The following is an 11657-nucleotide window of genomic DNA, read 5'->3' as shown; positions in this document are numbered from 1 at the left end:
TAAATAGATAAAATAAAAAGCTTCTGAAGAAATCAGGAGCTTTTTTATTAAATGCCTACAACAAAAACTCTTTGTACAGCGTTAGTTTAAGCGAAAACCAATTAACAAACCACACTTAATTAAAATGATGAAAAATGCATTAACAGCCCTGTTATGCCTTGTAGGATTTCAGGTTGCTGTAGCCCAAAGTGTTTCGGGCAGGATTATAGATTCAGAAACAGGTGCACCACTCTCTTTTGCCGATGTACAGATAAACGATTCCAATAGCATAATGAGTAATACCGAGGGCGGATTTACTGTTCCTGAAAAAAATGCAGATGATGCGACTATGCTTACTGTTTCCTTCTTAGGGTATTACACACAGTATTTAACAGTTAGAGATTTAAAAAACAATGATGGTACTGTGAGGTTAAAACCCGGTGCGTTTAAACTGGAAACGGTTTATATATCTAAAGCCAGTATGAATGCCGACAGTATTATGGCATCGGTTAAAAATAATTTAAAAAACAATTATAAATTTTACGGCAGTAATAATAAAACAACATTTTTTTACAGAAGTTCGGCTGCAATAACCCCAGCAAAGGCTGAAGCTAAAATAAGCCAGTCTACCAAATACAGTAAAGAGGAGATTAAAGAGGCTAATAAAGAGCTGGAGACGTTTATATCTACAATTAAAGCGAATCCACCCAAAGAATTTGCCGATGTACTTATTGACCATTATATGACAAAAAAAATGGTAAAGGGTAAAATAGGGTTTCTTACCAGAGATCAGGTTATAAAAGCAGTAAAACTAAGGGATAACAGCAACCCTATATCATTAAACGATATGCTGGAAACCGGAGCAAAAATTTTATTTACCCACCTTGATCCCGAAAAGTATTACAGAATAAAAAGCGGATGGTTTGGTACTCGTGATACGATTGTTTCCCATAATAGTTTTGATACTGATGATGTTACGAAAGAGAAAAATAACCTGAAGGATGTAACCTCAGAGATTAGTATTTTCAGGTCGGGAAGCAGCTTGCAGTACAGTAGTAATCTTGATTTTGTAAAGAATAATGAGATATATAAGTACAGTTTTGTCGGAGTAACAGAAGACGGAGATAACGGAAGGGTATTTATAATAAAATTCAGGCCGGGAAAACGCCGTGCCAAATATAACGGAACCTTATATATAGCCGAAAAGGATTATGCAGTAATAAGAGCTGATTATGGGCTTGCCGATGGCAGGAAACTTGGTGGGATAAACCTAAAGTTTATTTTAGGTATAAAACAGCTTGAAAATGTAAGTAGGGGTACCCTTGTTTTTAAAGAAAGTGAAGAAGGAGGTTATTACCTAAAATACGCTTCAAAAGAATCGGGAGAATATGTTTACATTAACAGACCTTTAAAGTTTATTGAGATAACTAACGGAGGCAAGGAAAAAATTGAATTTGAGGTAAAGGTTGAAATGAATGTTTTAAACAGGCAGGAGTTTTGTTTTGTATCAAAATCGGCTATAACCGAAGCAGAGTTTGATGCTCTTGAAGAAAAGGATTTTGAATATGAAACGGTAGATGGTTACAGTCCGGATATATGGAAGGAATTTACATCGATAGAACCTCTTGAAGAGATGAAACAATTTAAAAATGTTACACAGTAATTATTTTACATCAACCGAGTTATGAATAAATATTTTTTCTTTTCTTTTTTATCATTTTTCTTTCTTGTTTCCTGCTCAAAAAAAGTAGTATCTTCAAACTCAATACCTCTTAGATACAATGGTCACTTGTACCTTGATGTTAAGGTGCAGGATAAAGTATACGGTAATTTTATATTTGATACAGGAGTATATGGAATATGCGTTGATTCTCTTTTTTTTCAAGAAAACGGTCTTGGTACTTCAACTAAAGATATTAAAATAGAAGGCATAGGTAATTCAACATCAACAGGTCAGGTAATAACCGATACTATTGATTTTGAATTTGCTAATAATGAATATCGTTATGCTACTTTAACAATAATGTACGATTTTAAAGGTTTGTTAGGTGAACCGGTAGATGGTATCTCGGGGCTTAATACTTTTGAGCAAAAGCCATATATGTTAGATTATGTTTCACAAAAAATCATATTTACCGATTCGGTTAAAGGTTATAAACCTGTAGATGCAGAGTTTAAAGACAATCGTATTTATATTCCTTTAACAATAACGCTTAAAAATAAAAAAAAGATTAAGGGAAAGTTTCTGCTTGATACCGGTTGTACCCAAACTATTTTGAATAGTCATGTATATATGACCGATGGGGTTTATAATGCGACTGATAAAAAAGAGGTTTTAGCTAAAGGAGGTTTCGGGGGCGACACAAAAGGATGTTTTTTACCTCTCAAAGCTGTCGAATTAGGTAATTTTAAAATTAAGAACATTATTGCAACAGTTTCAAGAGACTCTCTTGGAATGTTAGCAAGCCCTGATTACATGGGGGTTATAGGTAACGATTTGCTGGATGATTTTAATATAATTTTTGATCATCAAAAGGAAAAAGTATGGGTAAAGCCTAATAAAAACTTCAATAAAAACGACAACAAACTATTTCGTGGTATCTCTTTTTTAAACAAAGGTGAATATTGGATTGTAAGTGGTATTGTTACAGATACCGAACCTTACAGAAAAGGAATTAGAATGAATGACTTGGTCCTGCAGGTAAACAATATTCCTGTTAAAGATATTGATCTTGATGAGTTTTTGGATTCGCTTAAAGTTAATGATAATTTACTTCTTAAAATAAAACAGGGAAACGAAGTAAAGGATATAAAATTTAAACTCAAGGCTTTTGTGCGTTCTTAGAATTATAAAAGAATATCATATCAGTATAAAGTAAAGCCCATACAATATATGGGCTTTATTTTTGTGAAATTAAATGCGTTATTATTTCAGCATATATGTAATAGCACCACCGTCAACAGTAATCTCTGTACCACTTATAAAACTGGCATCATCAGAAGATAAGAATACTACAGTTTTTGCAATTTCGTCGGCATTACCTAATCGTTGCAGTGCGGTAGATCCTGCCAGGTTTTCTTTAGCTTCGGCATTTGCCACACTGTCAAGCCCCGGAGTTTGTATTGGCCCCGGACTAACAAGGTTCACGCGTATTTTTCTTTCAGCCAGTTCGTTTGCTGCAATTTGGGCAATTTTGTTGATAGCTCCTTTTGTAGCAGAATATACACTGGTTCCTATACAGGCTGCTGTTGCTACTATTGATGAAGTAAATATAACAGATGAACCATTTGCCAGATGTGGCATTAATTTCTGTAATGTAAAATAATGCCCTTTTACATTAGTGTTAAACTGTGCATCAAAATCGGCCTCGGTTGTTTCTGCAATTGGTCCGAATGTGGCAATTGCTGCATTTAAATAAAGTACATCCAGTTTCTTGCCGCTTTCTGCAACAAACTTTTCTAAAACCGAGATACCCTCAAGGTTTGAGGTGTCTGACACTAAAGTCTTTAAATTGGGGTTATTGATTTCGTCCGAAGCCTTCTGCAGGTTCTCGGCACTTCTGCTTGTTATTAGTACGTTTGCTCCTGCATTGATAAATGCTTTTGCAGTTGCTAAACCTATCCCGGTACTTCCGCCGGTTATTACTACGTTCTTGTTTACTAAACTCATTTTTTGATTTTTAATTATTAACAGTACAAAAGTAAACTGTATTAATTTATTATTGTAACTTTGTAACTAAAAGTAACAGTAACTTTAGAGTAACCAGGTAACTTATGACAGAAAATATTTGCCACAAAAAAGAAATCATGGCCATTCACGATACTATGGATGTGTTAGGAGGGAAATGGAAAATATCCATTATATCTACCATGTGTTATTACAATAAAAGGCGCTTTTCAGATATACTGAATGATCTTAACGGTATATCTAACAAGCAATTAAGTAAGGAGTTAAAGGAGTTGGAACTAAATAAGCTTGTTAAACGTACTGTTTTAGATACCCAACCAATATCGGTACAATACAACCTTACAGATTATGGGCAGTCCCTTAAAAGCCTTATTCATGACCTTGCTGCATGGGGGGCAAAACACAGGCAGGTAATAATTGGAGAAAGTAATATTGTTTAGTTAAGCTCACTAAGAATGTTGAGTCAAAACGATATTAAAAAGAATAGTTGCAGAGATGCATGATAAATTATGGAAACAATAAATAAAAAAATTGCCTATTCGATACTTGAACTAGCCATTGTATCGAAAGGGGTTACTATAGAACAAACATTTAAAAACAGTGTTGCTTTGGCACAAAAAGCCGAAGAAATGGGGTACAAAAGGCTATGGCTGGCAGAACACCATAATATGGTACATGTAGCCAGTGTTGCCACTTCAATACTAATAGGGCATATAGCAGGAAATACTAAAACGATACGGGTAGGTTCGGGTGGTATTATGCTGCCTAACCATTCACCGCTTATTGTAGCAGAACAGTTTGGTACACTGGGCAGGCTGTACCCTAACCGTATTGACTTAGGGTTAGGAAGAGCACCGGGTACCGACCAGGTAACGGCTCATGCCATTAGGAGTGACAGAATGCAGTCGGTTAATAGTTTCCCGTCTGAAATAGAGAAAATACAACAGTATTTCTCAACAGAGAGTGAGTGGGAGCAGGTGCGTGCTGTTGTAGCCGAAGGGGTTAATGTACCGTTGTATATTTTAGGCTCCAGCTTGGATAGTGCACATCTTGCTGCAAAAATGGGTCTGCCGTATGCTTTTGCAAGTCATTTTGCTACAGGTCTGCTGGAAGAAGCACTGCATATTTACAGGAAAGAGTTCCAACCATCTGAATACCTCGATAAACCTTACACTCTTGCAGGAGTTAATGTAATTGCAGCCGATACCGATGATGAAGCCGAAAGAAACTTTACTTCACTAATCAGGATGTTTTTAGGAATACTTACAGGGAAAAGGGAACCATTACAGCCACCAATGGAAATGACAGATGAACTGATGATGATTCAGCATAACCCAGCGGTACGTGAAATGCTTAAATACTCTTTTGTAGGAAGGAAAGAAGCCGTTGCAAAACAGGTAGATAAGTTCCTTAATGAAACAGGAGTGGATGAACTTATGGTTGTGTCTAACTTTTATGACTATAATGACAGGGTTAAATCTTATGAGATATTGTCTGAGATAATGGACGAGCGAAATAAAGTAATAGTATAAAATAAAAAAGCCCATACAATGTATGGGCTTTTTTTGTGACCTCGACAGGATTCAAACCTGTAACCTTCTGAGCCGTAATCAGATGCGCTATTCAGTTGCGCCACGAGGCCTTTTTGCTTCCCGATGTGCCAAAAATAAAGCAATTGGCTTATCGTTCTTTGCGGGTGCAAATATAGGGATTATTGATTAACTTGCAAACCCAAATGAATATAAAATTGAAAAAAAATGGCATTAGAAAACTATATACGTGACATTCAGGATTTTCCGAAACCGGGAATAGGGTTTAAAGATATAACTCCGCTTTTAGGAAACCCCAATGCGGTTAAGGAATGCGTGCAATTATTACTAAACAGCCTTAAAGATAAAAACATTGATAAGGTAATAGGGGTGGAGAGTCGTGGTTTCTTTTTTGCTACTTTACTGGCTTATGAGCTTAATGCAGGGTTTGTACCTGTAAGAAAGCCTAACAAGCTGCCTTATGAAACCATTTCGTCATCTTATGAGTTGGAATATGGTATGGATACCCTTGAAGTGCATGTTGACGGAATTAAGAAAGGGGACAGGGTGCTTATACATGATGACGTACTGGCTACAGGAGGTACTGCTGCAGCGGTTTGCGAACTGGTAGAAAAACTGGGGGGCGAAATTGTACAGTGTAACTTTTTGATGGAACTGTCGTTCCTTAACGGGAGGAATAAAATAAGCAAATATGATATTTATTCGCCATTGGTATATTAATCCAGTGCGTGTATGGTAACGTAGTATTTCCAGGCAATTATTGCTTTTTGAAACTTGGTAGCTTTGCTGAGATCAAGTTGTTGTTTGCTGTAATTGGGTAACAGCCATTTGTTGAGTTTTGCCAGTAGTTTAAACATGGTGAGCTGATTTTGGTTGTATCAAATATAAAAAAAGACTGTTTTGATTGACAGTCTTTTAAGTAAAATATATGATTTCTCTTTTTGTGTGGTTTCTTATTGAATAAATGCTTTTACTTCACCGTTTTGTTTACCTATGGCAATGTTTGATATACCGTTTGAATCCTGACATGTTAGCGATTTTGAAGTCTCTTTCTTATCGTCGGTAATACTTACTTTCAGTTTAACAATTTCACCTGCCTTATTTCTTCTTACTGTTTTATACTTTACGGTTACTCCCATTCTTTGTAGTACATCTTTGTAGTCCTCAAGAGTTTTATCACTTGCATTTTTATTAATTACCACTAATGCACTGTTTTGCTGTTCTTTCGAAATTGCATTAATGTTAGATTCTTCCTCCGTGCCTGATGTAGTAATAGTCACTGTTTTAGGTTTCTCTTTAGTGGTAGTAACCATAATAACGCCATTTCGGCCCTTTTCACCATATTTGGCTATATTTTTATCTATATCCTTACTTACATTTATTGCTGCAATGTTGTCGTGCTTAAGATTTTTAACCATTTCGGTGGTAGCTTCTTTACCATCAATAAATATTAAGGCATCATGTGCATTAACCATATTATGGTTAGTTTCGGTTTGTTGTACGGTAATATATTTACGTATTCTCCCCGTTTGGTTGTCACTTACTCTTTGGGATATTGATGTATTTATATCTTGTGAGGTATTCCTGTCGTAAAAAGCAGTGTCTACAGTTGTAGTATAGTAAGTAAATTTACGCACTCCGTTTTGGCTTACGGTATCGGTTGCTGTATTTATAATAACGGCATTTTTACCGGTTTTAGGGCTATTGTGTTGTTGAGGGATACCTATTTGAGTTTCACCGGCAGAACCGTAGTGTATTTTTTCCATTTCAACAAAATATTCCCCTTTGTCATTTTTCTCAACAGTAAGTAAAAAAGGATCTAGCCCCGTATTCTTTGAAGTACTCCATGACTTAACGTTAGCCGCTCCGGTAATAGTTAAAGCTATATTGGAAATTTCGCCGTTGTCATTTCTGTCGAGTGCATTCAATGTAAAAGTACATCCGGTAGCTTTTTCCAGTTTTTTGATTCCTTCCTTAAGGGTTTCATCACTAGTATTTTTAGTTATTTCTAATGCATGAATCTTGTTTTGCGATTCGGGTTGAACAGTTTGGTTTTCTGTTTCTTTGATTTGGGCTTCTGTTTTTATCTGGAAAAGAAAAACAAAGGCAAACATAAATGGTAATATGAAGGCATACTTAAATGTATTTATTTTTTTAGATGAAGGCGTGTTTAACATCATGATACGTTTTTTGATTAATGGTTGATAAAAATGATTGGTTATTCCCATATATTCCTCATTTAGAGTAAATTTAAGTAGTGTTTTCTGATAAGTTTTCCTATCGGCCACCTGTTTACAGGCTTCGGCATCGGCAATAAACTCAAGGTTTTGTGATATTGTTTTTTTGTACAACCACATAAACGGATTAAACCAAAATAGTATGCTAAACAACTGACCTATTATAATATCTGCCGAATGTTTCTGGCTACTGTGTACCTTTTCGTGTTTCAGGATATTGTTTAATTCGTCTTGTTTAACTGCACTCGAATTATAAACAATATAGCTGAAAAAGGAGAAGGGTAGTGTAATACCAGTGGTATCTATAATGGTATATTGTTTTTCCTTTTTGCCGTTGCTGCCTTTTATTATCGTTTTTATCCTGAATAAATCTATCACTAAACGAATTAGCAATATGGTTGATATGAGTATATATATTCCTGCCAGTACATAATACCAGTTAATGTTAAAAGTTTCTTCGACTACTGCTGGGGTATAATTTTCTGTTGGAGTTAATAGTATTTGAGAAGGAGTATAAGTACGCTCTACAGTTACCGTTTTTGTAATGGTAAGCAAGGGTAAAAATACAGCAGTAAAGAGTCCGGAGAGTAAAAACCACCTGTTAGCTGTAAAAAAGGTTTCTTTTTTTAAAAACAGTATATAGGCAATATAGAATAATGCAATTATCCCTGATGCTTTCAGCATATAGATGGTAAGGTTCTCCATGGCAGTCTTTTTTTAGATTGGTTTTTTAGGGAATACAGAGCTAAACTGTATTCCCCATCATTACTGTTGCTTAACTAACTTTAACAATAAAGATTTATTCTTTTTCATTATTTATTTTCTCGAGTTCTTCCTGCATTAGTTTTCTGGCTTCCTGTATCTCTTTGCGGGATTCTTCCATTTCTTTTCTTATTTCCTGCATTTGCTTTCTTTCCTCCGCTATCTGTTTTCTTTGTTCAGCTTTCATTTTATCAATGTCACCATTTCTCTCTATAATGCGTTCCCTACGGTTTTCAAGCCTTTCTTTTAGTTCTTCTTTTCTTTCCTCTATTTGAATCATTCTTCTTTCAATCCTCTCTTTGTCACGGGCCATTTGAGCTTCACCTCTTTGTAGCTGAACAATGCCTCTCTCAATTTCGACTTTCATTCTACTTCTGTTAGCTTCACTCATTTCCTCAACGCGCTTCATCTGTTCTTCTACTCGTTTGGCCATTTCGCCGTCAAGTTGGGCAACAGCTTCAATATCCATCATGCTAATAGGGTCTATGTTGAAATCCTGAATCATGTCCATGTCCAGTATAACCCCTTTTGGCATTTTTACAACATAGCTTCCGCCTGTTTGTGTAGTTACTTCCAGTACGCCGTCTTTAGCTTCCCTCCCGTATTTCTTTTTAGCTTCTTTGCCGGTAATAACATTTATATTACTAACAATTTGCCCCTGTGGTATGGTTACTGTGCTGCCTTTTTGCTGTTTTACACCGTTTACTATAACCAGTACATCTTTATTGGTACTGTTTATAATTTGTAGTCCGTTTTGTGAAGAAGGATTACCATAACTTATTCCCGGAGCAGCAGGTGGGGCAGGTGGAGCAATCATTGAATTTGGAGCTATAGGGGCAGGTGGTGCCGGAGGAGCAGGCGGAACCATCATATCGGGTTCGTCCTGATAGTAGCTGTTAACATAGTTTTGGTATTGATCGTTTACAGGCAGCGTGTTAAACGCAATTTTATTGCCGGTGTTTTCGTCACTCTCTATAGCAATTTCAAAGCGGTTTATAGGCTGCGTGCTATTTGTTTGGTATACTTTTGACTGACTACCATTATTAACTGTAACCTTAATTGCGGTAATCTCATTGTTACTGTTTCGGGTTATGTTGCTAAAGGTAACTTCTGCATCAAACTCTTTTTTAAACAGGTCTTTTACCTTTTCAAGTTCTTTATCTGTGGCATCTTTTGTAATTTCAAGAGCCATTTTAAACTTTTCATAGCTTACTTCTTCCACAGCCTTATCGGTACTTTTTTCCTGTGCAATAACCCTTATCTGGAATAGCATCATAAAGGCTATAAGTACAGGGAGTACTATAGTATATTTCCAGCTGTTTACCTTTCCTGATTTCTTTTTGTTTAACATAACGATTCGTTTTTTGATTAGTGATTGATAAAAATGATTGGTGATTGATATGTATTCCGGCTGAAGCGTAATTTTCAGCATTGTTTTTTGATAAGCCATGCTGTCGCTTATTTGTTTTGTGGCAACAGCATCGGCAATAAACTCAAGATTTTGAGAAATCGAACTTTTATACAGCCAGGCAAAAGGATTGAACCAAAAGAATATGGCTGTTAACTGACCGATAAGCATATCTGCCGAATGGTATTGCCTGCTGTGGACTTTTTCATGGGAAATAATGCTTTCCAGTTCGTTAGGTTGCAATACTGCCGAATTGTATACTATATAATTAAAGAAGGAGAACGGTGCATTTACCCGTGGTGTATCAATAAGTTTGTACCGGCCTTCTTTTATTATGGTCTGGTTTTTTATTATCCGTCTTAGCGATAAAAAATTCAACAATAATCTTATGATTAAAAATGATACAGCCGCCATATATATTCCCAAAATAACATTAGGCAAGCTAAAGCTTACAGAGGAAGGTGCTAGCTGTTGTGTTTTATCCTGTAGTTGTAATAACTGGCTAACATCTATTACTTGTACTTCCTGTTGCGGGACGGGGTCTATCCAAACAACTTTTTTAAAGAACACAAATGGCAGTGCTAATGCCGTACCTAAACCCGAGAGTAAAAACCAGCGGTTGGAAACAAAGAAAGTTTCTTTTCGTAAAAAAATATGGTAGGCGGCATAAAACAGGGCGATTAATCCCGAAGCCTTTATCATATATGTAAAAAACTGTTCCATGTTATTCCTGTTTGGATTTTACTTTAGGGAGTTTCTTATTTTAATTCTTTAAGTTCCTGTGTAACCAGGCTTTTTAGTTGCTCTACGTTATACTTGTTAAAGCTCATAAATTTAAGCTCAGGCATAGTGTCTATAGTAATAGTGAAGCTTTTTCCCGAAGCTTCATTTTTACTGGCTTTTTTAGTAGTTATCTCTAATGTGTTTTTTTCTTTTAAAACATTTACTGCTACGATATCTATACCTTGTTTAAGGTTTGTATCGTTGTTTTTTACTTTGCGTCCATCAATAATAACGGTTATGTTATTTTGACCGTCAGTTTGGTTGGCATACCATTGTTTACCATACATGTCATAAATTAAAACCTTAGCTGCTTCTGTAGCCGGTATAGTAGTCGTAATGCTGCTAACGTTGTTTACAGCTTTACTTTGTGCAATGGTTTTTACCTGAAAAAGTAGCATGAATGCTGCAAGTGCAGGGATTACTAATGAGTATTTAACTGCATTTGCTTTTCGGGATTTGTTTTTGTTCATCATAACGATTCGTTTTTTAATTAGTGATTGATAAAAATTATTAGTGATTGATATGTATTGTAACTGAAGTGTAACCTTCAGTAATGTTTTTTGGTAAACCGTGCTGTCGTTTATTTGTTTTGTAGCAACAGCATCGGCAATAAACTCGAGATTTTGAGAGATCGAACTTTTATACAGCCATGCAATGGGGTTGAACCAAAAGAATATGGCTGTTAACTGACCGATAAGCATATCTGTCGAGTGGTATTGCCTGCTGTGGACTTTTTCATGGCAGATGATGCTTTCCAGTTCACTGGGTTGCAAAACGGCCGAGTTGTATACTATATAATTAAAGAATGAAAATGGTGCATTAACCTTTTGGGTGTCTATTAGCGTATATTGACCTTCTTTTACAACAGATTGATTTTTAATTACCTGTTTTAACTGTATGATGTTAAATAGTAGCTTTATGGTTAAAAACAGTACTCCCGCAATGTATACTCCAAAAACCAGATTAGGCCAGCTAAAGGTTATTGAATTTGTTAGTGCAAATGGGGCTTCCTGTAGCTGTTGTAACTGATTAGCATCGATAACATTTACTTCCTGTAAGTGGGGAGTATTTGTCCAGACAATTTTTTTAAAGAACACCAATGGCAGTGCTAATGCCGTACCTAAGCCCGAGAGTAAAAACCAGCGGTTGGAAACAAAGAAAGTTTCTTTTCGTAAAAAAATATGATACGCAGCATAAAACAGGGCGATTAATCCTGAAGCTTTGGCCATATATACAAAAAACTGTTCCAT

10 protein-coding genes and 1 tRNA gene are annotated in these 11657 nt (G+C 35.9%); 5 read left to right on the top strand and 6 right to left on the bottom strand.

All coding sequences use genetic code 11. The features are described from left to right. The first annotated feature begins 124 nt into the window (after positions 1-124). Both ABS768_RS08195 and ABS768_RS08190 read left to right on the top strand, forming a co-directional pair. Positions 125-1642: a carboxypeptidase-like regulatory domain-containing protein gene (locus ABS768_RS08195; protein WP_408074474.1), complete on the top strand. Its 1518-nt coding sequence runs from the start codon at positions 125-127 to the stop codon at positions 1640-1642. Positions 1643-1663: 21 nt separating this feature from the next. Then, positions 1664-2824 carry a hypothetical protein gene (locus ABS768_RS08190; protein ID WP_408074473.1) on the top strand — a complete coding sequence of 387 codons (1161 nt, stop codon included), beginning with the start codon at positions 1664-1666 and terminating at the stop codon, positions 2822-2824. Positions 2825-2905: 81 nt separating this feature from the next. On the opposite strand, the gene ABS768_RS08185 is transcribed toward ABS768_RS08190, so the two are convergent. Then, positions 2906-3649 carry an SDR family oxidoreductase gene (locus ABS768_RS08185; protein WP_408074472.1) on the bottom strand — a complete coding sequence of 248 codons (744 nt, stop codon included), beginning with the start codon at positions 3647-3649 and terminating at the stop codon, positions 2906-2908. A 104-nt stretch (positions 3650-3753) separates the two neighbouring features. On the opposite strand from ABS768_RS08185, the gene ABS768_RS08180 reads away from it, so the two are divergent. Next, complete coding sequence (locus ABS768_RS08180; RefSeq protein ID WP_408074471.1) at positions 3754-4107, top strand: winged helix-turn-helix transcriptional regulator; 354 nt, start codon at positions 3754-3756, stop codon at positions 4105-4107. Between the two features lie 69 nt (positions 4108-4176). Next, entirely contained in the window at positions 4177-5199 is a 1023-nt protein-coding gene (locus ABS768_RS08175; RefSeq protein WP_408074470.1) for an LLM class flavin-dependent oxidoreductase, read from the top strand. 36 nt (positions 5200-5235) lie between these two features. Here ABS768_RS08175 and ABS768_RS08170 read toward each other — a convergent pair. Beyond that, positions 5236-5309, bottom strand: a tRNA-Arg gene (locus tag ABS768_RS08170). Between the two features lie 115 nt (positions 5310-5424). Here ABS768_RS08170 and ABS768_RS08165 point away from each other — a divergent pair. Further along, positions 5425-5937 (top strand): adenine phosphoribosyltransferase, encoded by a 513-nt coding sequence (locus ABS768_RS08165; protein WP_408074469.1) that lies wholly within the window; start codon positions 5425-5427, stop codon positions 5935-5937. On the opposite strand, the gene ABS768_RS08160 is transcribed toward ABS768_RS08165, so the two are convergent. From ABS768_RS08160 to ABS768_RS08145, 4 genes are all read right to left on the bottom strand, one after another. Continuing rightward, positions 5934-6074, bottom strand: coding sequence for a hypothetical protein (locus tag ABS768_RS08160; RefSeq protein ID WP_035131948.1), 141 nt, complete (start codon positions 6072-6074; stop codon positions 5934-5936). The two genes, ABS768_RS08165 and ABS768_RS08160, sit on opposite strands and share 4 nt — an antisense overlap. 96 nt (positions 6075-6170) lie before the next feature. Next, positions 6171-8159: a M56 family metallopeptidase gene (locus ABS768_RS08155; protein WP_408074468.1), complete on the bottom strand. Its 1989-nt coding sequence runs from the start codon at positions 8157-8159 to the stop codon at positions 6171-6173. 94 nt (positions 8160-8253) lie between these two features. Further along, on the bottom strand, positions 8254-10347 hold the full coding sequence (locus ABS768_RS08150; protein WP_408074467.1) for a M56 family metallopeptidase: 2094 nt from the start codon (positions 10345-10347) through the stop codon (positions 8254-8256). Between the two features lie 35 nt (positions 10348-10382). Next, complete coding sequence (locus tag ABS768_RS08145; protein WP_408074466.1) at positions 10383-11657, bottom strand: M56 family metallopeptidase; 1275 nt, start codon at positions 11655-11657, stop codon at positions 10383-10385.

This window comes from Flavobacterium rhizophilum, assembly GCF_046000485.1.
Taxonomy (GTDB): domain Bacteria; phylum Bacteroidota; class Bacteroidia; order Flavobacteriales; family Flavobacteriaceae; genus Flavobacterium; species Flavobacterium rhizophilum.
This window is presented reverse-complemented; position numbering and strand designations above follow the sequence as displayed.